This is a genomic window from Actinomadura sp. NPDC000929 (genome assembly GCF_040492065.1).
Lineage (GTDB): Bacteria > Actinomycetota > Actinomycetes > Streptosporangiales > Streptosporangiaceae > Spirillospora > Spirillospora verrucosospora.
Genome location: NZ_JBEUPA010000012.1, coordinates 22,318 through 43,809, shown reverse-complemented (window position 1 = coordinate 43,809; position 21,492 = coordinate 22,318). Strand labels below are relative to the sequence as shown.

Annotated in this window: 25 protein-coding genes; 19 read left to right on the top strand and 6 right to left on the bottom strand. The window is 71.8% G+C overall.

Annotated elements, in window-relative coordinates; translation table 11 throughout:
• Positions 1-30: 30 nt before the first annotated feature.
• The 6 genes from mshD to ABWI04_RS07090 all read left to right on the top strand — a co-directional run bounded on the left by mshD (position 31) and on the right by ABWI04_RS07090 (position 7,057).
• Positions 31-897, top strand: a complete 867-nt coding sequence (gene mshD / locus ABWI04_RS07115) for a mycothiol synthase (RefSeq protein WP_353831854.1) — start codon at positions 31-33, stop codon at positions 895-897.
• A gap of 397 nt (positions 898-1,294) precedes the next feature.
• Complete coding sequence (gene pstS / locus ABWI04_RS07110; protein ID WP_345172765.1) at positions 1,295-2,398, top strand: phosphate ABC transporter substrate-binding protein PstS; 1,104 nt, start codon at positions 1,295-1,297, stop codon at positions 2,396-2,398.
• Positions 2,399-2,493: 95 nt separating this feature from the next.
• Positions 2,494-3,471 carry a phosphate ABC transporter permease subunit PstC gene (gene pstC, locus ABWI04_RS07105; protein WP_378191007.1) on the top strand — a complete coding sequence of 326 codons (978 nt, stop codon included), beginning with the start codon at positions 2,494-2,496 and terminating at the stop codon, positions 3,469-3,471.
• Positions 3,468-4,373, top strand: a complete 906-nt coding sequence (gene pstA, locus ABWI04_RS07100) for a phosphate ABC transporter permease PstA (RefSeq protein ID WP_353831818.1) — start codon at positions 3,468-3,470, stop codon at positions 4,371-4,373. Before pstC ends, pstA begins: the two co-directional genes overlap by 4 nt.
• A gap of 67 nt (positions 4,374-4,440) precedes the next feature.
• Positions 4,441-5,217, top strand: a complete 777-nt coding sequence (gene pstB / locus ABWI04_RS07095; protein ID WP_185031461.1) for a phosphate ABC transporter ATP-binding protein PstB — start codon at positions 4,441-4,443, stop codon at positions 5,215-5,217.
• A 253-nt stretch (positions 5,218-5,470) separates the two neighbouring features.
• Positions 5,471-7,057 carry a phospholipase C gene (locus tag ABWI04_RS07090; RefSeq protein ID WP_353831817.1) on the top strand — a complete coding sequence of 529 codons (1,587 nt, stop codon included), beginning with the start codon at positions 5,471-5,473 and terminating at the stop codon, positions 7,055-7,057.
• A 19-nt stretch (positions 7,058-7,076) separates the two neighbouring features.
• Here the strand turns inward: ABWI04_RS07090 and ABWI04_RS07085 are convergent, their stop codons facing one another.
• Positions 7,077-7,508 (bottom strand): nitroreductase family deazaflavin-dependent oxidoreductase, encoded by a 432-nt coding sequence (locus ABWI04_RS07085; RefSeq protein ID WP_353831816.1) that lies wholly within the window; start codon positions 7,506-7,508, stop codon positions 7,077-7,079.
• Between the two features lie 33 nt (positions 7,509-7,541).
• Here ABWI04_RS07085 and ABWI04_RS07080 point away from each other — a divergent pair, with 33 nt between their 5' ends.
• The gene (locus tag ABWI04_RS07080; RefSeq protein ID WP_353831815.1) at positions 7,542-7,835 is read left to right on the top strand and encodes a MarR family winged helix-turn-helix transcriptional regulator; all 294 of its coding nucleotides are present in this window, start codon (positions 7,542-7,544) and stop codon (positions 7,833-7,835) included.
• A 4-nt stretch (positions 7,836-7,839) separates the two neighbouring features.
• Here ABWI04_RS07080 and ABWI04_RS07075 read toward each other — a convergent pair whose 3' ends face one another.
• Complete coding sequence (locus ABWI04_RS07075; RefSeq protein ID WP_353831814.1) at positions 7,840-8,322, bottom strand: winged helix DNA-binding protein; 483 nt, start codon at positions 8,320-8,322, stop codon at positions 7,840-7,842.
• A 183-nt stretch (positions 8,323-8,505) separates the two neighbouring features.
• Here ABWI04_RS07075 and ABWI04_RS07070 point away from each other — a divergent pair, with 183 nt between their 5' ends.
• Positions 8,506-9,321, top strand: a complete 816-nt coding sequence (locus ABWI04_RS07070; protein ID WP_345172782.1) for a hypothetical protein — start codon at positions 8,506-8,508, stop codon at positions 9,319-9,321.
• Between the two features lie 11 nt (positions 9,322-9,332).
• Here the strand turns inward: ABWI04_RS07070 and ABWI04_RS07065 are convergent, their stop codons facing one another.
• The gene (locus tag ABWI04_RS07065; RefSeq protein ID WP_345172784.1) at positions 9,333-10,379 is read right to left on the bottom strand and encodes a LacI family DNA-binding transcriptional regulator; all 1,047 of its coding nucleotides are present in this window, start codon (positions 10,377-10,379) and stop codon (positions 9,333-9,335) included.
• Between the two features lie 33 nt (positions 10,380-10,412).
• Between ABWI04_RS07065 and ABWI04_RS07060 the strand changes: the two genes are divergently transcribed.
• A complete protein-coding gene (locus tag ABWI04_RS07060; protein ID WP_353831813.1) occupies positions 10,413-11,615 on the top strand; it encodes an MFS transporter in 1,203 nt (400 codons plus the stop codon).
• Here ABWI04_RS07060 and ABWI04_RS07055 read toward each other — a convergent pair.
• The gene (locus tag ABWI04_RS07055; RefSeq protein ID WP_345172786.1) at positions 11,552-12,268 is read right to left on the bottom strand and encodes a winged helix-turn-helix transcriptional regulator; all 717 of its coding nucleotides are present in this window, start codon (positions 12,266-12,268) and stop codon (positions 11,552-11,554) included. The two genes, ABWI04_RS07060 and ABWI04_RS07055, sit on opposite strands and share 64 nt — an antisense overlap.
• Positions 12,269-12,504: 236 nt before the next feature.
• Between ABWI04_RS07055 and ABWI04_RS07050 the strand changes: the two genes are divergently transcribed.
• The 9 genes from ABWI04_RS07050 to ABWI04_RS07010 all read left to right on the top strand — a co-directional run bounded on the left by ABWI04_RS07050 (position 12,505) and on the right by ABWI04_RS07010 (position 17,307).
• A complete protein-coding gene (locus ABWI04_RS07050) occupies positions 12,505-12,759 on the top strand; it encodes a MoaD/ThiS family protein (RefSeq protein ID WP_345172788.1) in 255 nt (84 codons plus the stop codon).
• Positions 12,760-12,906: 147 nt separating this feature from the next.
• A complete protein-coding gene (locus ABWI04_RS07045) occupies positions 12,907-13,617 on the top strand; it encodes an LmeA family phospholipid-binding protein (protein WP_345172791.1) in 711 nt (236 codons plus the stop codon).
• 46 nt (positions 13,618-13,663) lie between these two features.
• Positions 13,664-14,179, top strand: a complete 516-nt coding sequence (locus ABWI04_RS07040; protein WP_345172792.1) for a sigma-70 family RNA polymerase sigma factor — start codon at positions 13,664-13,666, stop codon at positions 14,177-14,179.
• Positions 14,176-14,913, top strand: coding sequence for an anti-sigma factor family protein (locus tag ABWI04_RS07035; RefSeq protein WP_345172795.1), 738 nt, complete (start codon positions 14,176-14,178; stop codon positions 14,911-14,913). Before ABWI04_RS07040 ends, ABWI04_RS07035 begins: the two co-directional genes overlap by 4 nt.
• 84 nt (positions 14,914-14,997) lie before the next feature.
• The gene (locus ABWI04_RS07030) at positions 14,998-15,423 is read left to right on the top strand and encodes a TlpA family protein disulfide reductase (RefSeq protein WP_345172797.1); all 426 of its coding nucleotides are present in this window, start codon (positions 14,998-15,000) and stop codon (positions 15,421-15,423) included.
• A 129-nt stretch (positions 15,424-15,552) separates the two neighbouring features.
• Positions 15,553-15,618, top strand: coding sequence for a putative leader peptide (locus ABWI04_RS07025; RefSeq protein ID WP_353819285.1), 66 nt, complete (start codon positions 15,553-15,555; stop codon positions 15,616-15,618).
• Between the two features lie 78 nt (positions 15,619-15,696).
• Positions 15,697-16,134 (top strand): DUF4395 domain-containing protein, encoded by a 438-nt coding sequence (locus ABWI04_RS07020; protein ID WP_345172799.1) that lies wholly within the window; start codon positions 15,697-15,699, stop codon positions 16,132-16,134.
• Positions 16,131-16,970 (top strand): sulfurtransferase, encoded by an 840-nt coding sequence (locus ABWI04_RS07015; RefSeq protein ID WP_345172801.1) that lies wholly within the window; start codon positions 16,131-16,133, stop codon positions 16,968-16,970. Before ABWI04_RS07020 ends, ABWI04_RS07015 begins: the two co-directional genes overlap by 4 nt.
• 28 nt (positions 16,971-16,998) lie before the next feature.
• Entirely contained in the window at positions 16,999-17,307 is a 309-nt protein-coding gene (locus ABWI04_RS07010; RefSeq protein ID WP_185031495.1) for a DUF1416 domain-containing protein, read from the top strand.
• Positions 17,308-17,371: 64 nt separating this feature from the next.
• On the opposite strand, the gene ABWI04_RS07005 is transcribed toward ABWI04_RS07010, so the two are convergent.
• The gene (locus tag ABWI04_RS07005) at positions 17,372-18,187 is read right to left on the bottom strand and encodes a hypothetical protein (protein ID WP_353831812.1); all 816 of its coding nucleotides are present in this window, start codon (positions 18,185-18,187) and stop codon (positions 17,372-17,374) included.
• A 193-nt stretch (positions 18,188-18,380) separates the two neighbouring features.
• Positions 18,381-19,808: a DUF1266 domain-containing protein gene (locus ABWI04_RS07000; RefSeq protein ID WP_353831811.1), complete on the bottom strand. Its 1,428-nt coding sequence runs from the start codon at positions 19,806-19,808 to the stop codon at positions 18,381-18,383.
• 132 nt (positions 19,809-19,940) lie between these two features.
• Between ABWI04_RS07000 and ABWI04_RS06995 the strand changes: the two genes are divergently transcribed.
• Positions 19,941-21,374, top strand: a complete 1,434-nt coding sequence (locus tag ABWI04_RS06995) for an LCP family protein (protein ID WP_353831810.1) — start codon at positions 19,941-19,943, stop codon at positions 21,372-21,374.
• Positions 21,375-21,492: the final 118 nt, after the last annotated feature.

Here is a 21,492-nt window from a genome sequence, read left to right as displayed (position 1 = left end):
CGTCGGCATAGGGTGTGGACCGTGAGTGAGCTGCGGGCGCGCGGGACGCTGGGGGACGACGAGGTGGCCGGGGCGCTGGAGTCGGCCAGGGCCGCGACCGAGGCCGACGGGGTGGGGCCGCTGTCGGAGCACGCTCTGCTGGCCCTGCGGGGCGGCCGGTCCGGGCTCGCGGTGACCGACGGCGGGACCGTCGTCGCCTACGCCCACTTCGATCCGGCGTCCGGGGAGGAACCCGCGGCGGGCGAGCTGGTCGTCCATCCGGAGCACCGGCGCCGGGGGTACGGGCGGGCGCTGCTGCGCGCCCTGAAGAACGAGGCCGGAGGGCCGCTGCGGGTGTGGGCGCACGGTGATCTCCCGGCGGCCGCCGCGCTCGCGTCCGCCGAGGGGATGGGGCGGGCCCGCGCGCTGTTCCAGATGCGGCGCCCGGCGGCCGATCCGCTGCCGGAGGCGCGCGTCGCCGGGGGCGTGACGATCCGCGCCTTCGAGCCGGGGCGGGACGAGGGCGCCTGGCTGGAGGTGAACGCCCGCGCGTTCGCCGACCACCCGGAGCAGGGCGCCTGGACGATGGACGACGTCCGCGAGCGCGAGGCCGAGGACTGGTTCGACCCGGGCGGCTTCTTCCTCGCCGAGCGGGACGGCCGGCTCGCCGGCTTCCACTGGACGAAGGTGCACCCGGGCGGCGTCGGCGAGGTCTACGTCGTGGGCGTCGACCCGTCCGCGCAGGGCCTCGGGCTCGGCCGCACGCTCACCCTGCGGGGCCTGCACCACCTGCGCGACATCGGCATGGACCAGATCATGCTTTACGTGGACGAGTCGAACACCGCGGCCGTCCGCCTGTACGAGTCACTGGGCTTCACCCGCCACGCCGTTGACGTCATGTACGCCGCCACCGCGTAGCGCCCGTCACCGTCTGGCGCCCGCCACCCCGTAGCGGTTCGGGCGCCGGATGAGGCCCGCTCCCCGGGGCGCTCCGCGGGGGTGCCCGGCCCGCCTCGTGAACGCCCGCGACCTCGGGAAATCCGTGGTTCCCCGGATGCCGGTCGGCCAACCCTCCCTGGAGGCGTCTCGACCGGGATTTTGGGGCGATGAGCTGCGATGTTAACCCGGTGTCCACGGCAAATCGGGGCATTCTTCGCAACTGTGCTCGTCTGCGTTCATTTGCCGTTCACCTGGATCGGGGCGGCTGGTCACCTCGCCTGCCTAGCGTCGCACTCGACGGCGAACCCGTCGTCCGGTCGACATGGGCCGGGGCGGCTCGGGGGACCCGCCCGACGAAACTCAAGGAGACCCTCCGGTGAAGAACGGTTCCCGACTCGCTGCTCTGGGCGGTGTGGTCGTAGCGGGGGCGCTGGCCCTCTCCGCCTGCGGGAGCGACAACAACACGACGGCGAGTTCGAGCGCCGCGCCGTCCGGCGACATCGACTGCGCGAAGGCCAGCGTCAACGCCGCCGGGTCGAGCGCGCAGAAGAACGCGATGGAGGAGTGGACGAAGCTCTACTCGTCCAAGTGCGCGGGCGCCAACCTGAACTACAACCCGAGCGGCTCGGGTGCGGGCATCCAGGCGTTCACGAGCGGTCAGGTGGCCTTCGCCGGCTCCGACTCGTCCCTCAAGCCCGAAGAGGCCGCCGCCGCGCAGAAGCGCTGCCAGGGGAGCAACGCGCTGAACCTGCCGATGGTCGTCGGCCCGATCGCGGTCGTGTACAACGTGCAGGGCGTGGACGGCCTGAAGGTCTCGCCCGAGACGCTCGCGAGCATCTTCTCCGGCAAGATCAAGACCTGGAACGATCCGGCGATCGCCAAGGAGAACGACGGCGCCAAGCTGCCGTCGCAGCCGATCAAGCCGATCTACCGGTCGGACGAGTCCGGCACCACCGAGAACTTCACGAACTACCTGCACACCACCGCGCCGAAGACCTGGACGTGGGAGAAGGCCAAGAAGTGGCCGAACTCCACCGGCCAGGGCGCGCCGAAGTCCGACGGCGTCACCAGCCAGGTGAAGAGCACCGCGGGCGCGATCTCCTACGTGGAGATGTCGTACGCGGAGAACAACAAGCTGCAGACCGCGCACGTCAAGAACGGCGCGGGCGAGTTCGCCGAGCTGTCGCCCGACAGCGCCTCCAAGGCCGTCGCCGGCGCGCAGGTCACCGGCACCGGCAACGACGTCGCGCTGAAGATCGACTACGCGACCAAGGAGCCGGGCGCCTACCCGATCGTCCTGGTCACCTACGAGATCGCGTGCGAGAAGGGGCTGCCCTCCGAGCAGGGCAAGTTCGTCAAGTCCTTCCTCACCTACACCTCCAGCGCGGACGGCCAGAAGATCCTGACCGACAAGGGCTACGCGCCGCTCCCCCAGAGCGTGCTGACCAAGGTCCAGGCGTCCGTCAAGGCCCTGTCCTGACAGCAGAAGACGGGAACCGCAGCCCCGCCGCCGAGCACATCGGCGGCGGGGCCGACGCGGGTTCCGGCGACATGATCGAAGGAGGACGTCCCGTGATGAGCGAGACCGGCGTCGGCGCGGCCGCCGGCGTCGACCGCCCTGCCGCCGCGAGGCGGATGAGCACCGGGCGCGCCGGAGACAAGATCTTCGTCTCGGCGGCCCGCGGCTCGGGCATCATCGTGCTGCTGATCATGGCCGCGATCGCGGTCTTCCTCGTGTGGAAGGCCGTTCCGGCGCTGCAGGACAACAAGGCGAACTTCCTGACCGCGGAGGAATGGAACCCGAACGCCGCGCCGCCGAGGTTCGGCATCGCGCAGCTCGCGTTCGGGACGGTCGTGTCGTCGCTGCTGGCGATGCTCATCGCGACGCCGGTCGCGGTCGGCATCGCGCTGTTCATCTCCTTCTACTCGCCGCGGCGGCTCGCCTCCGGGCTCGGGTACGTCGTGGACCTGCTCGCGGCGGTGCCGAGCATCGTCTACGGGCTCTGGGGCCTGGTCTTCCTGTCCCGGCACATGGAGGGGATCAGCGCGTTCCTGAACTCCGTCCTCGGCTGGATCCCGATCTTCGGGGGCGACTCTCCCGGCAAGAACTCGATCTTCACCGCCTCCGTGGTGCTCGCGATCATGATCCTGCCGATCATCTCGTCGATCTCGCGCGAGGTGTTCCTGCAGGTGCCGCGGGCCAACGTGGAGGCCGCGCTCGCGCTCGGCGCCACCCGCTGGGAGACGATCCGGATGGCGGTGCTGCCCTACGGACGCTCCGGCATGATCGGCGGCGCCATGCTCGGGCTCGGCCGCGCCATGGGCGAGACGATCGCGGTCGCGATGGTCCTCACCTTCGTGCCCGGGATCAACATCCACCTGCTGGAGAACGGCGGCGCCACGTTCGCCTCCAACATCGCCAACAGCTTCGCCGAGGCGTCCACCACCGGGCGCGGCGCCCTCATCGCCTCCGGCCTGGTGCTGTTCGTGATCACCCTGCTCGTGAACATGGCCGCCCGCGCGGTCGTCGCGCGCCGGAAGGAGTTCGTGTGACCACCGTCTCCACCAGCAAGCCCGCCCCCGGCGCCCGGCTGGGGCCGGTGTCCGCCGGGCGCAAGATCAAGGACCGGGCCGTCCAGGGCCTGGTCTACCTCGCGTTCGCGCTGGCGCTCATCCCCCTGGTGTCGGTCCTGTGGACCGTGGTCGTGAACGGCGCCAAGCGCCTCGACCTGACGTTCTTCCAGTTCTCGATGAACGCCGTCAGCGGCAGCGACGCCGGCGGCGGCGCCTACCACGCGATCATCGGCACGCTGGAGCAGGTGCTGATCACCAGCCTGATCGCCGTGCCGATCGCCGTGCTCACCGCCATCTACCTGGTGGAGTACGCCGGCAACGGGCGGCTCGGCAAGGTCATCAGCTTCACCGTGGACGTGATGACCGGCATCCCGTCGATCGTCGCGGGCCTGTTCGTGCTGGCGCTGTGGCTGCTGACGTTCGGCTTCGACTTCTCCGGACTCGCCGGATCCCTCGCCCTGACGATCCTGATGATCCCCACGGTGGTGCGGGCGACCGAGGAGATGCTCAAGCTCGTCCCGAACGACCTGCGCGAGGCGTCCTACGCGCTCGGGGTGCCGCGCTGGCGGACGATCTGCTTCGTCATCCTCCCGACCGCGATGACCGGCATCGTCACCGGCGTGATGCTCGCCGTCGCCCGCGTGATGGGCGAGACGGCGCCGCTGCTGCTCACGATCTTCTTCACCAAGGCGATCAACAACGACCCGTTCGACGGCGCGCAGGCCTCGCTGCCCACCTTCATCTGGGAGCAGGCCGCCGACCCCAACCAGAACTCGATCGACCGGGCCTGGACGGGGGCGCTCGTGCTGATCGGGATCATCATGCTGCTCAACCTGGTCGCCCGGCTCGTCGCGCGGCGCAAGGCGCCCGCGGGGCGCTGATCCCCCCTTGGTTCGACCGCCGCGCACGCGCGGAGCCCGCTGACCCAGAGAAAGGAACCCTGACCCCATGGCCAAGCGGATCGAGGTATCCGGGCTGCACGCCTACTACGGCGGCGTCCACGCCATCGAGGACATCTCGATGACGATCGAGCCGCGCTCGGTGACGGCGTTCATCGGGCCGTCGGGCTGCGGCAAGTCCACGTTCCTGCGCACCCTGAACCGGATGCACGAGGTCATCCCGGGCGCCCGCGTCGAGGGCAAGGTGATGCTGGACGAGGAGGACCTCTACGACTCGGCCGTCGACCCGGTCGCGGTGCGGCGCGTCGTCGGGATGGTGTTCCAGCGGCCCAACCCGTTCCCCACCATGTCGATCTACGACAACGTGGCGGCCGGGCTCAAGCTGAACGGCGTCCGCCGCAAGGGCCGGCTGGACGAGGTCGTCGAGGAGTCGCTGCGCGGGGCCAACCTGTGGAACGAGGTCAAGGACCGGCTCGCCAAGCCCGGCGCCGGCCTGTCGGGCGGGCAGCAGCAGCGGCTGTGCATCGCGCGGGCGATCGCCGTCCAGCCGCAGGTGCTGCTGATGGACGAGCCGTGCTCGGCCCTCGACCCGATCTCCACCCTCGCGATCGAGGACCTGATCGAGAAGCTGAAGACGCAGTACACGATCGTGATCGTCACGCACAACATGCAGCAGGCGGCCCGGGTCAGCGACCGCACCGCGTTCTTCAACATCGCGGGGACGGGCAAGCCCGGCAAGCTCATCGAGATCGACGACACCAGCAAGATCTTCGCGAACCCGGAGCAGAAGGCCACCGAGGACTACATCACCGGCCGCTTCGGCTGACCCCGGCCCGATCGGTCCCGGAGCCGGCCTTCGGCTCCGGGCTTTCCGCGCGTCTCGGAGCCTTCCCGGCCCGCTGGGACGCTCGGACTCCATCTCTCCGTTCGGCGGAGGCCATTTCTTCGCACTTCCAGGCGTCGCGAACGGTGCGGACGTCATCGGCGGGGCATTGCCCCTAGGGATCGATCGCCGCCCCGCACAGTCGGCGCGTGACGGGCGGGATCGCCGGTCGTCCCGACGCTTGGGTGGTGGAGAGATGCGCAGGCCCTCGGTGCTGGCCGCGTCCATGGTCGTGGTCGGCGCGGTGGCGCTGAGCTCTGGCTGCGGCGGCGAGGGAGTCGCGCCTTCCCCGCGCACCAGTGCGGCGGCGCGCAGCCCGATCGAGCACGTCGTCGTGATCTACGGGGAGAACGTCTCCTTCGACCACTACTTCGGGACGTATCCGAAGGCCGCCAACACCGACGGCACGCCGTTCCACGCCGCGCCGGGCACGCCGAAGGCCGACGGGCTGAGCGGACGCCTCCTGACGAGGAACCCCAACCGGTACGACCCGAGGCGGCTCGGTCCTTCCCAGGCCCTCACCTGCGACCAGGACCACGGCTACGCCGCCGAGCAGAAGGCGGTCAACGGCGGCCGCATGGACAGGTTCGTCGAGTTCACCGAGCGCGGTGAGTGCGGCGGCCGGCCGCACTTTTTCAGCGGGCCCGGCCTCGTCATGGACTACTACGACGGCAACACGGTCACCGCCATGTGGAACTACGCCCAGAACTATGCGATGAGCGACAACTCCTGGGATTCGGTGTTCGGGCCGTCCACCCCCGGCGCCCTCAATCTCGTCTCAGGGCAGACGCACGGCGGTTACGCGGTCGACCCGAAGACGCACGAGAAAGTCTCGGATCCGTCGGTCGTCTCGTCCCCGGACGGGGACGGCGTGGGCACGGTCATCAACGACCCTGATCCGGCGTTCGACGACTGCTCCGGCGACGGCCACGCGTCCGGCGGCGGCCTCACCGTCATGACCGGCCGCAATATCGGCGACCTCCTGAACGCGAAGCACGTGACGTGGGGCTGGTTCCAGGGCGGTTTCCGTCCGACCGGCACGAGGAACGGCTACAAGGTCTGCGGCGCCGCGCACGCCAACATCGGCAAGAGCCGGGTCGTCGACTACAGCCCGCACCACGAGCCGTTCCAGTACTACAGGTCGACGGCCAACGAGAAGCACCTGCCTCCGTCAGGGGTGGCTGCGATCGGCCACACCGACCAGGCCAACCACCAGTACGACCTGGCCGACTTCCATGCCGCCCTCGCCGCGCACCGCATGCCGGCCGTCTCCTTCCTCAAGGCCCCCGCCTACCAGGACGGCCACGCCGGCTACTCCGATCCTCTGGACGAGCAGAGGTTCGTCGCGTCCACCGTCAACGCGATCGAGAAGTCCCCCGAATGGGCCTCGACGGCGGTGATCCTCGCCTACGACGACTCCGACGGCTGGTACGACCACGTCCCTCCGCGCATCACGAACGGTTCGGCCGACCCCGCGCAGGACGGGCCGGCCTGCAAGAAGGCCGGGGCGGCCGGGGGCTACCAGGACCGGTGCGGGCCGAGCCAGCGGCTGCCCCTGATCGTGATCTCGCCGTACGCCAGGGTGAACCACGTCGACCACCGCCCTTCGGAGCAGGCGTCGATCCTGCGCTTCATCGAGGACAACTGGGGCGCCGGCCGTATCGGAGACGCCTCCTTCGACACCCGCGCCAATGCGTTGGACTCGATGTTCGACTTCTCCGGCGCGAGGGCGCCCCGCGTCCTCATCGACCCGGACACCGGAGCGGTCGCCGGGAGGCCCTGAACGCCCTCTGGCCGGCCAGTCAGGGCGAGACGGTGTCCAGGACCACCACCGGGATGTCGCGTTCGGAGGTGGCCTGGTAGGTGTCGTAGAGGGGGAAGACCGCGGTCATCCGGGCCCAGAGCGGTGGCTTCTCCTGCGGAGTGGCGGTGCGGGCCTGTGCGACGAAGGTGTCGGCTCCGAGCTGCACGGTCACCTGCGGGTGCGCGGTGAGGTTGAGGTACCAGGCGGGAGGCTGGGCGGCTCCGGCGTTCGAGGCCACCAGCAGGTGACGGTCCTGGTCCCGGCCGTAGATCAGCGCGGTGCGGCGCAGTTTGCCGGACCGGCGGCCTCGCGTGGTGAGCAGCAGCGTCGGCCAGCCCTGGTAGAGGTGTCCTTGGACGCCGCCGGTCTCCAGGTAGGCGCGGATGTGGTCGGCGACCCAGGGCGTGGGGCTGTCGAAGATCTCGTTCATCGCCACAACTCCTTCAGCTGTCATGAGCCCCCCATGCGTCAGCTGGCCGACTGGCTGTCATGCGAGCCGTCGAACGTCACCGGCATAGTCGACGGTCTGGAACGTCGCGGCTTGGTGACCCGTCAGCCCGCGCCGGGTGACCGTCGTGTCAAGCATGTGGTGCTCACCGAAGCCGGGGAGAGCAAACGCCGGCAGTTGCGGTCCAGGGCCCACGCGCTGGCTCGGAACTTCTTCGAGCTGCCCGGCTCCGACCAGAGGCACCTTCGTGACTTGCTCGCACGTGTTCTGACCGGGCCGCCGACGGGCGTGGACGCGGCATCCGGCTGACGCGTCACCGACCTGTGCGGTCGGGCGCGGGGGTGCTGGTGTTGTGGATCAGTTGCCGGAGCACCTTCAGGGCGGTGACGTAGTCGGCGTCGTCTATGCCCCGGTGGATGAGGTCGCGGATCGCGGGGGCGTGCTCCTTCCACTCGGTTCGGGTCCTCTCTCCCGCCTCGGTGATCCACAGGCGTCCGTCGCCGTCGCGGGTCGACCAGCCGTGCTCCAGGAGGACCTTCGACTCGGCCTCCAGGTCGTCCTCCGGCCTCAGGTAGGACTTCATGGCCTCCCGCAGTTCGGGGATGGTCATGCCGTGGCCGTCGGGCGAGAGGTCGTTCTTCGACAGGTTGCGGAGCAGCCAGAACTGCGGCTGCGTGAAGCCGAACTCGGCCTGCCGGGCTCGGGTGAACGCGATGAGGGCCTCGTAGGCCAATCCGGTCCAGTAGGCGGCCGGCTGGGCGGCCAGTTCGGCGTCGGAGACTTCTCCGGTCTTCATGTGCGGTGTCCCCCCATTGGTTGATCACTGGTATGGGAACCGTAGAACCTGAAGTTAAGTTGAGGTCAAGGCGTCGAGGGCCGTGCCGCGGCGGGAACGGCCGCGAGCGCGGTGGGAGCGCCGGGAACCAGTCCGGTTCCCCAAGCGTCGGACGGCCGGAAAACCTCCGACAGAAGGAGTGCCGTGTTCGACCAAGTCTCCACCGACGTGCCGCCGCCCGCCGAACTCTGGGCCCAGGGCGTCGTCAAAGCGATGATGGCCCCCTACCTCGACGACTGCTCCGGACAGGTCCACGTGGACGGCGGCTTCCTGCGCACCGAGGACATCGGGAACGGCTTCTGGGCCCTGCGCTGGGTGGAGGGCGGCCGGGCGCTGCTGTACGGCTACGACAACGAGGCCTCCGACACGCACATCCAGGACCTGCCCGTCGACCTGCTCGCCGGAGGCCCGGCGTGGCTGCCGTGGGAATGGCTCCAGAACCTTCTGGTGGACGAGGACTACTCCGTGGCCTTCCTGCGCTGGTGGGACGGCTCCTGGGGCGGCCCCCCGCTTCCCGAACACGTGGACGACGGGCTCGCCATCATCCTGGCCGACGGGGCCGAGCGCATGGACGAGTTCATCGACGAGGACGGATCCCCGTCGGCGCTGGCGTACCAGGACCTGATGCGCGCGGTGACCGCCGGGAACGTCGAGCGTCCCGCCGTCGAGGCGCTGCTCGCGGCGCTGGACGCGGGGGACGCCGACCCGCGCGAAGCGCTCGACGTGGCCGCCCGGGCGGGCGTCACCCGGGATGAGGAGCTGGTGGAGCTCCCCGCCGGCCGGGGCGAGCCGTCCGACCGGTGGGTCCCGGTCTTCTACCACGACCACCTGCCCACGGTGACGGCCATGGCGGAGCGCGAGGGCATCGAGATCGCCGAGCTTCCCGGCTCCGAGCCGCCCACCCTGAAGGCGCCGCCCCGATTCTGCTTCAACGGCGCGCCCGAGTCTTCCGGGTCCTGACCGGCCGGAGGTCAGGGGCGCGTGCTGGTCCTGTGGACGAGGGACCATGCCGCCGCCCGGGAGTCCGGCCGGCCCAGGACGATCCGCGCGCAGGACGCGCCCTGGTCGCGCAGGGACTGGGCGACCGTGGTCAGGCCCAGCGGTGCCGCGGCCGCCGCGTCGTCCCACCCGGTGATCGCCACGTCGCCGGGGACGGAGCGGCCGGCGGCGCGGACCGCGCGGAGGACTCCGGACGCCTGCTGGTCGCTCATCGCGGCGATCGCGTCCGGCGGCTCCGCCGAGGCCAGGAGGGCCGCGGCGACCCGCTCCGCCTCGGCGGCGTCGTTGCGTGCGCACACCGCGACGGTCACGTCCCGCCAGGCGATCCCGGCGTCCTCGGCCGCCTGCCGGTAGCCCTCCAGGCGGTCGCGCGTCACCGGGAAGGCGGCCTTGGGGAGGGCCGCGCCCTTGGTGATCATGGTGCGCCGGTCGCGGGAGAGCGGGAAGCTCACCACGGCGGGGCGCTCGGCGCCCGCCCAGGCGGCGGCGCCGACCGCGCGGGCCGCCGCGCGGTTGTCGATGCCCACCAGGGCCATGCCGCCGACCGCCGGGCCCCCGTGGACCACCGCGGGGCGCCTCGTCGCCCGGACCGCCGCCAGGACGGGGTCGTCGTCGGAGGTGGTCCAGACGATGAAGCCGTCGACGGCGGCGTCGGTGATCCGGGTGACGTCGTCGGCAGTGCCCGTGACGGGGACGAGGGTCATGCCGTACCCGTGCTCGCCGCAGACGCCGGCGACGCCCGCCATGAAGGACACCGCCTCCGGGTCCTCGAACGCGTAGCCCAGATGCTCGCCCATCACCACGCCGAGCGTGCGGTTGCTGCCTCGGCGCAGGGACCGGGCGCTCGGGTCGGGGCCGGCGTAGCCCAGTTCGGCCGCCGCGGCGAGGACCCTGGATCTGGCCTGGTCCGAGACGCGGTTCGGGCGGTTGTAGGTGTAGGAGGCGGTCATGACGGACACGCCTGCCCGTTCCGCCACCTGGGCCAGGGTCACGCGCTTCGCGCCTCCGGACGGCTCCATGAGACCTCATGCTAGTTGTGTATCGTTACACACATGGGTGTCGGGACCTCGTGGCGCGCGTTCGTGGGGTTCGCTGCGTTCGGGGCGTTCTGGGGGGTGTGGGGCGCGTCGGTGCCCCGCGTCCAGGACCAGGCGGGGATCGGGGACGGCGCGCTCGGCTTCGCGCTGCTGTTCGTGGGCGCGGGCGCCCTCCCGGCGATGCTGCTGACGGGGCGGGCGCTGGACCGGTGGGGGCCGGGAGTCGCGGGCGCCGCCCTCGCGGCGTTGGGCGGGGCCGGAGTCGTGGTGGCGTTCACCGCCGCGAACCTTGCCGGGCTGTGCGCCGGGCTCGCGATGGTGGGCGCCGCCAGCGGGGCGGCCGATGTGGGCATCAACGCGGTCGCCGGGGTGGCGGAGAGAGCCGCCGGCAAGGCGGTCATCACCCGGGCCCACGGTGTCTTCTCCGGTCTCGTGGTGCTCGCGAGCCTCGCCAGTGGGGCGGCGTCGCCCCTGCCGCTCGTGGTGCCGTTCGTGGCGGCGGGTGGCGCCTGCGTGGCCGCCGGGACGTGCCTGTGGGCGTTTCCCGGTGACTTCGTCGTCCGGCGTGAGGCGGCGGCGCCGTTGGGGCGGCACCGGATCGTCCCGCTGCTGCTCATCGGGGTTCTGGGCGCGCTTGCGTTCGCCGGCGAGAACGCGCACCAGAGCTGGAGCGCGGTCTTCGCCGACGACGAGCTGCACGCGGGCGGGCTCGGCGCCGTCGCGCCCGCCGTCTTCGCCGGGACGGTGGCGATCACGCGGTTCTCGGCGGGCGGGGCGAGGGCCGTCCGCGGGATCCTTCTCGCCGGGGCGGCCGGAGCCGCGGGCGGAGCCCTGGTCATCGCGGTCGCGTCCACGCCGGCGGTCGCCGGGGCCGGGCTCGCGACGGCCGCCGCCGGGACCGCCGTGCTGTTCCCGACGCTGCTCCGCCTGGTCGCGCGGAACGTCGGCGACGACCACCGGGGGCGCGCGACGTCGGTCGTCACGACCGTGTCCTATCTCGGGTTCCTCGCCGGGCCGGTCTATGTCGGGCTCTGGGCGGAGGCCGTCGGGCTGCGCGGCGCCATGGTCGCGGTCGCGGCGCTCGCGGTCGTCCTCTTCGCCCTGACCCCGGTGCTGCTCCGTCTGAGCGGCTTCGCCGGCGGGGAGCGGGGAGGTCAGGCGCGGGCGGGGGTCTTCTCCTCGGCGTCGCCCGGGCGGTGGTCGGGGACGAAGCGGTAGCCGACGTTGCGGACGGTGCCGATCAGGGACTCGTACTCGGCGCCGAGCTTGGCGCGCAGGCGGCGGACGTGGACGTCGACCGTGCGGGTGCCGCCGAAGTAGTCGTAGCCCCAGACCTCCTGGAGGAGCTGGGCCCGCGTGAAGACGCGGCCCGGGTGCTGGGCCAGGTACTTCAGCAGCTCGAACTCCTTGAACGTCAGGTCGAGGACGCGGCCGCGGAGCCGGGCGGTGTAGGTGGCCTCGTCGATCGTGAGGTCGCCGCTGCGGATCTCGCCGGGGACCTCGTCGGCCTCCGCGCCCGCCGCGGCCCGTCCGAGGGCCAGGCGGAGGCGCGCCTCGACCTCGGCGGGGCCCGCGGTCTGGAGTAGCACGTCGTCCAGGCCCCACTCGGAGCTCAGGGCGGCGAGACCGCCCTCGGTGACGATCGCGAGCAGCGGGCAGTCGAGTCCGGTGGTGCGCAGCAGGCGGCACAGGCCCTTGGCCTGGACCAGGTCGCGGCGGGCGTCCACCAGGACGACGTCGGCCGGCGGCGCGTCGATGAGCGCGGAGCCCTCGGCGGGCGCCACGCGCACGGAGTGCAGCAGAAGTCCCAGCGCCGGCAGGACCTCGTCAGAGGGCTCCAACGCGTTGGTCAGCAAGAGCAAGCTGCTCAATGCCGCCTCCCGTCCCTAAAAGACGTAGGACCCAGGCGGCCCACCCCCAAGACCGGCGCACGGCCGGCGGCTCGAAGACGAGGCGGCCATGCAGAGCCTTGCGGATGAACTCCATGGCCTCGTCGCCCGGATCCCTCACCCCTGAGCATAACCGAGGTGCCTCCGGCGGCCATGTCGCGGCCTGGCCGGACCGTGTCAGCGGGAACCGTGTCAGCGGGAGATGAGAGCCTGGAGGCATGGCCAAGGGAACGATGCGGTACTGGGCGGCCGCCAAGTCCGCCGCGGGGACGCACGAGGAGCCGTACGACGCGGCGACGCTGGAGGACGCGGTCGCCGCGGCCAGGGCCGGGCGCGGCGACGAGTTCGCCCGGGTCGTCGGGCGGAGTTCGTTCCTGGTCGACGGGGATCCGGTCGGGACGCGGCCGCACGCGTCGGTGACGCTGCCGGAGGGCGGGGTCGTGGAGGTGCTGCCGCCCTTCGCGGGCGGCTGAGCGGGCGGCTGAGCGGGGGCGGAGGAGGTGGCTGATCTCACACCGGGGTGATTTTCCCGGCTCAGAGGTCATTCTCCGGAGCGACCCTTTTTGGGTGGTTCGTTCACTATCGTGTGGCGAACGCATGCGCCAGGCCTAAGGAGAGACATGCGGAAAGTACTGCTGGTCCTGCTGATCCTCGTGGCCGCGGGGCTGGTCGCCGCGGACCGGCTGGGGGTCAGGATCGCGGAGGACAAGATCGGCGAGCAGGTGGCCGCGCAGTACAACCTCCAGGAGCGGCCGGACGTCACGATCCACGGCATCCCGTTCCTGACGCAGGCGGTCGGCGGCGAGTACAAGCACATCGAGGTGGGGATCGGCGACTGGACGCAGCAGGGCGTGACCGTCACCGGCGTCAAGGTCGACATGCGGGGCGTCGACGCGCCGCTGTCGGAGGTCACCAAGGGCAGCGCCGCGAACGTGACCGCGCGCACCGCGACCGCCTCGGCCGTCGTCCCCTACGACGTGATCCAGAAGCAGGCGCCCAAGGAGGTCAAGCGGATCGGGCCGAAGGGCGACGACCTGTCGGTGGACCTGACCGGCAACGTCCTCGGGTTCCCGGTGAACGGCACCGCGGTCGTGGAGGTCAGGCCGACCGCCAAGGGCATCGCGATCTCGCCCGTGTCGGTGGGGTCGAACGGCGCCGCGCAGATCCCGCTGGCGCTGGTGAAGCGGCAGCTCACGTGGGTGGTGCCCGTCTCCGACCTGCCCGTCGGGTCGCGGATCAGCAAGATCGAGCCGACGCCGGACGGGCTGCGCGTGGCGGCGACCGCCGAGAACGTCCGGCTGAACGATCTCCAGGCGCCCGCGCAGAAGTAATCCCGGAACCCGTGAACCGCGCCGGGGGAGCGTACGTGACAGTGGTGTGGGACCGACCGCCGACGAGGGGCTGCTGCGCGCCCTGTACAGCGAGCACGGGGGCGCCCTCCTCGGCTACGTCCTGCGGCTGACCGGCGGAGACCGAACCCAGGCAGAGGACGTCGTGCAGGAGACGCTGCTGCGCGCTTGGAAGCATCCGGAGGCCCTCGCGGGCCGCCCCGTCCGGCCGTGGCTGTTCACGGTCGCGCGGAACCTCGTCGTGGACGCGCACCGCGCCAGGCGGGCCCGGCCGCCGGAGACGGGCATCGACGAGCACGTCCTGATGACCGCCGACGGCTCCGACGACATCGACCGGGCGCTGGAGTCCTGGACGGTCGCCGAGGCGCTGGCCGGGCTCAGCCCGCCGCACCGGGCCGTCCTGGTCGAGACCTTCTACCGGGGCCGCTCCGTCGCGGAGGCGTCGGAGACGCTGGGCATCCCGCCGGGCACCGTGAAGTCCCGCACCTACTACGCGCTGCGGGCGCTCAGGCTCGCGCTGGAGGAGCGGGGGCTGGCGCCGTGAGCGGCTGCACGCGGGCGCGCACCGCGCTCGGGTCGTACGTGCTCGGCGCGCTCGATCCAGGCGAGCGCGCCGAACTGGAGGCCCACCTGCGGGACTGCCCCGCCTGCCGCGACGAGCTCGCCGGGATGGCCGGCCTGCCCGCGCTGCTCGGACGGGTCGACGAGGCGCAGCTGGAAGGGATCGCCGGACCGCCGCCCGAACTGCTGGACGGGCTGCTGGCCAGGGCGGCCGAGCGGCGGAGGGGACGGCTCGGACCGCTGGGGCGCCTGGCCGGCGGGCGGGCCGCGGGGTGGGCCCCGCTCGCCGCCGCGGCGTGCCTGCTGCTGGTCGTCGGGGGCCTGTTCGGCGGCCTGGTGTTCCCGTCGCGGACCGGCGGGACCGGCGGCGCGGGCGCCAAGCCGCCGCCGTCCACGGCGTCCCCCGCGCCGGGGGCGGCGGGGGAGCGGATCACCGCGGAGGACCCCAGGACCGCCGTGAAGGGCTACGTGGTGCTCCGCCGCAAGCCGTGGGGGACCGAGGTGGAGCTGCACCTGGCCGGCGTCCCGAAGGGGTCGCACTGCCGGCTGCAGGTGATCGCCCGGGACGGGCGCCGGGACGCCCTCGGCAGCTGGTACGTCCCGTACGACGAGGGCTACGGCGAGTACCGCGGGTCCACGATGTTCCCGCGCGGCCAGCTGTTCTCCTTCGAGATCGTCGGCCTGGACGGGCGGCCCCTCCTCACGATTCCCACGTGACCGGGAGCGGCCCGGCGGGCGGCGGGCGGTGAGAGAAGGCGGACCGCGGGAAGAAAAGCGCAGGCCCCGGGGTTGTCGCACGAGATGATCGGAGCATTGATCGCGGCGGGCGTCCTGCTCGCGGCCACGGCGTTCGGCCTGGTGAGGCGGCGCCGTGACGGCGTGCTGCGCGCCCGGCGAGGGGAGGGCGGGCAGGTGGGCGAGACCGTCGGCCCGGACGACATGGGCGCCGAACTCGGCGAGAAGGCCACGCTGCTGCAGTTCTCCAGCGCCTTCTGCGCGCCGTGCCGGGCCACCCGCCGGGTCCTCGGCGAGGTGAGCCGGATGGTGGAGGGCGTGGCCCATGTCGAGCTCGACGCGGAGGCGCACCTCGATCTCGTCCGGCGGCTGAACGTCGTGCGGACGCCGACCGTCCTCGTCCTGGACGGGGCCGGCCGCGTCGTCCGGCGCGCCGCGGGCGCGCCCCGCAAGCCCGATGTCATCGCCGCTCTGGGGGAGGTCATCACGTGAGTCACTCCCTGAGCCGCAGCCTCATGACCTGCGCTAAGACGAATGTCACTGTCTCGCAAGGCGAGACGGATGTGACAGCCCGTGGATTGTCGGCTTAACATCGTGTCCGTGCGTTACTGGACAGAGCAGATGCTCACGAAGCGCCGCGCGGTGGACTTCTGCCGCGTGGCCGCCTCGCTCTGTCGCATGGCCTGAGGCATCGAGCCCGTCCGCCCCCGAGCACCTTCTCCTTCTAGCTCGTACGCACGCTTCCACTCCGCCAGGAGATCCCCGATGCAGGTCGATCCACGCGGGCCGCGCTTCGGCGCCTCCGTCACCACGGCCGTCCTCGTCGTCGTCCTGGTGACCGGAAGCTGGGCACTGCTCGCCGCTCAGGCCGTCGTGTTCGCCATCGCGACCTCCTTCGGCCTTCGGTACGCCCCGTACGGACTGGTGTTCAAAGTGCTCATCCGTCCCCGTCTCGCCCCGCCCAGGGAACTGGAGGACGAGGCCGCGCCCCGCTTCGCGCAGGGTGTCGGGTTCGCCTTCGCCCTCCTGGGCACCGTCGGGTACGCGACGGGAACGACCTGGCTCGGCATCGGTGCCACCGCCCTCGCACTGGCGGCGGCGTTCCTGAACGCGGCGTTCGGGTTCTGCCTCGGCTGCGAGATGTATCCGCTCTTCCGCCGCATCACCGCGAAAGTCCGCTCCGAAGGGAAGGTTCCCGCATGAGCCGCTCAGACGTCCTGGTGGACACCGACTGGGTCGAGGCCCACCTTGACGACCCCGGGCTCGTGCTCGTCGAGGTCGACGAGGACGTGTCCGCCTACGACAAGGGCCACATCCGTGGCGCCGTGAAGATCGACTGGAAGACCGAGCTCCAGGACCCGGTCCGCCGCGACTTCGTCGACAGGACCGGCTTCGAGCAGCTGCTGTCGAGCAAGGGCATCGCGAACGACGACCTGGTCATCCTGTACGGCGGGAACAACAACTGGTTCGCGGCGTACGCGTACTGGTACTTCAAGCTGTACGGCCACGACAAGGTGAAGCTCCTCGACGGCGGCCGCAAGAAGTGGGAGCTGGACTCCCGCGAGCTGGTCACCGACGTCCCGAGCCGTCCCGCGACCCAGTACAAGGCCAAGGACCAGGACCTGACGATCCGCGCCTTCCGCGACGAGGTCGTCGACGCGATCGGCAAGCAGAACCTGATCGACGTCCGCTCGCCCGACGAGTTCAGCGGCAAGCTGCTCGCCCCGGCGCACCTGCCGCAGGAGCAGTCGCAGCGCGCCGGCCACGTGCCGACCGCGGCCAACATCCCGTGGTCGAAGGCGGCCAACGACGACGGCACGTTCAAGTCCGACGAGGAGCTCCGCGCCCTCTACACCGAGGCCGGGGTCGACCTGAACAAGGACACCATCGCCTACTGCCGCATCGGCGAGCGCTCCTCGCACACGTGGTTCGCGCTGCGCGAGCTGCTGGGCCTGGAGAACGTGAAGAACTACGACGGTTCGTGGACCGAGTACGGCTCGCTCGTCGGCGTGCCGATCGAGCTCGGCGCAGGCAAGTAAGTCCCGCAGCACCACACTTGGAGGAACCATGACCCAGGGCTGCGCAGCGCCCGAGCAGACGGCGCACCTTCCGGCGACCGTCGACCTGGCCAACGAGGCCGTCATCCAGGGGACCGTCACGCGTGACGGCGCCCCTGTGTCCAGCGCCTACGCCCGCCTCCTCGACTCGTCGGGCGAGTTCACCGCCGAGGTGGTGACGGGCGAGGAGGGCGTGTTCCGCTTCTTCGCCGCCGACGGCGACTGGACGGTCCGCGTCCTGGCGGCCGGCGGTGTGAGCGTCGACACCGGCGTCACCGCGAAGACCGGCGAGGTCGCCGGCCTCGAAGTCACGATCTGACCCGCGTCCGGATCCGCGAACCCCGCCGCCCCCTCGGGGCGGCGGGGTTCGTCGCGTCCGGGGGTCAGTTGCTGAACGTCAGCGTGTTGGTGACCTCGACGCCGAGTTCCCCGGCGGTGGCGAAGACGCTGCCGGTGCGGTCGCCCGTCGGGCCGCCGCTCGACCAGTACGACTGGGCGTAGACGACCGTGGAGCCCTGCGCCCAGGTCCGCGTCCAGTACGCGGGGTCGGCCTTCGGCTGCGGAAGCCCGCTGGCGTCCGACGGGGTCAGCAGCTTCGGCCAGCCCTCCTGGTTCGTGTAGCCCTTGACGATGGCCGCGTCCGTCGACGTGGCGAACTTCAGGATCGAGACCGAGGTGATGATCTGCCTGGACGGGCTGGCGTAGACGGCCGAGTACATGCTCCCCATGCACGGGTGCCGGCGCAGCGCCGGCAGCAGCACGGAGTTCGCGCGGGTGACGCACGACTCGGTGCGCGTCCCCGCCTGGGTGAACACGTTGCCCTTCGCCGTCGTGATCGTCCGCCTCAGGACGCCGGCGGGGTCGACCGCCCCGCCGCTGGAGTAGGTGGGCGAGGGCACGGTCGGCTCCGTCGAGGAGCCGTAGCTCGGGAGGCGCGTCGTGGACGGCAGCGTCACGGGCCGGGCCGGGTCGTCGTCATCGCCGCTGAAGACGAGGACGGCGAACGTCCCGGCGACGGCCACCACCAGCACCGCGCCGACGACGAGCAGCCACACGAGCGTGCTGCCGCCGCCGCGCCGCGGCGGGTACGGGGGTGGGAAGCCGGGGCCGCCGGGCATCGGCGGAGGGCCGGCGGGCGCGGCAGGCGGCGGGAATCCCGGCCGACCGGGCTGCTGGCCGGGCCAAGGTGGGGGGTTCATGGTCGCTCCGGGCGGTTCACGTGCGGGGTGCCGACTGAGGTCGGACCAGACTACGTGCGGTGAATGGTGATTTCGTGGCAGATTTCCCATATACAGATGGCCGCGCCGACACAACCGTTCCGCGGTGGGCATTCCGGGGACCGGAGAGATAGATCACACGCGGGTCCGGTTGCGGCGGGCGGCGAATCCCGGACTAGGTCCAGTCGCGGGTGAGTTCCAGGTCCCAGGGGACGAGGTTCCAGGGGCTGAGGGGCTCGGTGGCGAGCTCCTCGACGAGCCGCTCGTACTCGGCCTGCGCCGGGCCGCCGCCGCCCGACCAGAGCAGGCGTCCCTGCAGGTAGCAGGTCGCCATGTCGCGCCAGGACGTGTACCGCCGCTGGATGTCGAGCGCGAGCGGGAGCATCCGGTCCCAGCAGTACTCCTCGGTCAGCCAGCCGACGATGTGGCCCCACCGGAAGAGCATGAGCGCGCGCCCGTAGTCCCAGATCAGGAACCGTCCCACGTTGGCGCGCAGCGCGGGGTCGGCGAGGGCCTTCAGCCGGTGCAGCTCCTCCGCCGCGTGGTTGCGGTCGTTGAAGAGCTGGTGGAGGAACTGGGCCAGCTCGGCGCCCTCCTCGCTCGCGTCCGCGCCCGGCTCGTCGCGCAGCAGCGGCGGGACGAGCCGCGCGTACGAGTCGCCCTCGTCCCCGTACCGGACGCGGACCAGCTCGATCAGCCGCTCGACGAACGGGGGCTCCAGCCGGTCGCCGGCGATGAGGCCGTCGACCTCGCGCAGCAGCGACTCGTACTCCCGCTGCTCGGCGGGGGAGCGGCCGGCGAGGTGCGCGTCCTGGGTGAAGTCGGCGCGGTGCCCGTCCTGGACGAGCCAGTTGACGGCGCCGAGGAGCTGCTCCAGGTCGTAGGCGCCCCAGGGGTCCTGGAGCAGGTCCTGCGCCGCGCGGCGGTCGGCGGCCGCGGCGGACGCGCCGGGGGCGGCGCCGAGCCGGTCCACCCGGAACCCGTTGACGGCGCCGTAGGGGGCGCCGGCCGCGATGATCCAGCGCTGCACCGGGGTGAGGTCGCTGCCGCGGGCGAGGACGCCGTTCAGGTCGGGCGCGCGGATCAGATCCCAGAGCCGCCGCTGGAACTCCTCGGCCTGCCGCTCCTCGCTGCCGAAGAACCCGGCGAGCTGCTTGCGCAGCGCCGGGTGCCGGACGTAGAGGCGGCGGAAGAACCGGCCGTTCTTCCACACCAGGTGCTCGGGGCGCAGGTCGCCGAACGGGATCCGCGTGCGCCGGTGGACCATGGCCTGCTCGGCGAACCGCAGTTCGAGGTCCGACCAGAGCCCGGCGAGCGGGGTGAAGCGCAGCAGCAGGACGAACCCGCCCACCAGGGCGAGCAGGACGGCGCCGGGGGCCAGCGCCCACCGTGCCTGGTCCGGGAGCCCGGTCAGGGACAGGACGGCACCGGTCAGCAGCAGGCCCACGCCGCCCGCGCCGAGGCCGAGGAACCAGCCGGTCGTGAGGACGAGGGACCCCTCGATGCGGAGCACCGCCTCCTCGTCGTCGAACTCGAACGACCCCTCGGCGAGCGTCCCTTCGACGGCCCGCTCAAGCGCGTCGAGCTGACCGGCCTCTTCCATGGGCAGGACCGTACAGCATCCCTTACGTCTAGATCATCTACCCGGTGCCCCTTATGCGGCGGTCGGAACGCGGGCCCGGCTCTTTCCCGCGACGCCCGTGGCGCATGTCCAATCTGTGCTGAAATGTTCCGGATGCAGCGAGCCGTCGCGCCCCCGCCCGTGTACTACGCGGACAGCGCCCCGCCGCCACCGGAGCCGCCGGTGCGGGGGCGCCTGTGGCGCATGCTCGGCTGGGTGTCGATCGGGCTGTCGGTCGTGCTCGTGGCGGGCAGCCTCACCGCCTACGGGTTCTGGCGCCGGCTCGACGGGCAGATCGACCGGGAGAACGTCGACGGCCGGCTCGGCGAGCACCGGCCGCCCAAGCTGAACAACTCGCTGAACATCCTGATGATGGGCTCCGACAGCCGCGCCGGGGAGAACGCCCGCTACGGCACCGAGGCCGGGCAGCGCTCCGACACCACGATCCTGCTGCACATCTCGCCCGGCGGGCAGAGCGCCATCGGCGTCAGCTTCCCGCGCGACTCGATGGTGCAGATGCCGCCGTGCAAGCGCAAGAACGGCACGACGGTCCCGGCCCAGTTCGGAATGATCAACGCGGCGTTCTCCAACGGCGGCCCGGCCTGCACCTGGCGGACGATCGAGTCGCTCACCAAGATCCACATCGACCACTACGTCGAGGTCGACTTCGCCGGGTTCAAGCGGGTCGTGGACGCGCTCGGCGGCGTGGAGATCTGCGTCCCCCGGCGGATCGACGACCCCAAGGCCGAACTGCACCTCAGGGCCGGCCGGCAGACCGTCCGCGGCGACCAGGCCCTCGGCTACGTCCGCACCCGCTACGTCCTCGGCGACGGCTCCGACCTCGACCGGATCAAGCGGCAGCAGGCGTTCATGGCCTCCGTCGTCAAGAAGGCCACGGACAAGGGCATGCTCACCGACCCCGGCCGCACCTACGCCTTCCTGTCCGCCGCCACCAGGTCCATCAAGGCGGACGACGGGCTCACCCTGTCGGTGATGCAGAAGCTCGCCGCGTCCCTGGGCGGGATGAGCGCCGGCAAGGTCCGCTTCGTCACCGTGCCCGTGCAGGCGTTCCCGCAGGACAAGAACCGCGTCCAGTTCGCCCAGGCCGCCGCCGAGCCCCTGTTCCGGGCCATCCGCGAGGACAACAAGCTCCCCCAGCCGGAGCCCGTGCCCGCGAACAACACCGCCCGGCCCTTCCCCGCCGCGCAGGTCAGGCTCGGCGTGTTCAACGCATCCGGTACGGGCGGCCTCGCGCAGCGGACGGCGGACCAGCTCACCGATCGCGGCTTCCAGGTCGTCAAGGTCGGCACCGCCAAGAAGACCTTCGCCCACACCCAGATCCTCTACGGGGCGGGCGCCGAACGGCAGGCCGAGCGTGTGGCGATCGCGGTGCCCGGCCGCCGGCCGCACCCGTGGGCGTCGGCCAGGCCCGGCTACGTCTACCTGATCATCGGCCGGGACGGTCCCGGCCTGCGGACACTGACGCCGACGGTGCCGAAGGTGGCGGGCGAGATCCGCGCCGACCGCGATGTCTGCGGACAGGCCTGATCCGGCCGTCTTTGCCCGGTATCTTGGCCTGCGCAAACCATCAAACGTTTCAAAGCGTCCCACTCAGGACGGCGTCCCCCGACCCCCCGACCCGGCCCGCCGATCCCGGCCCCCGCAC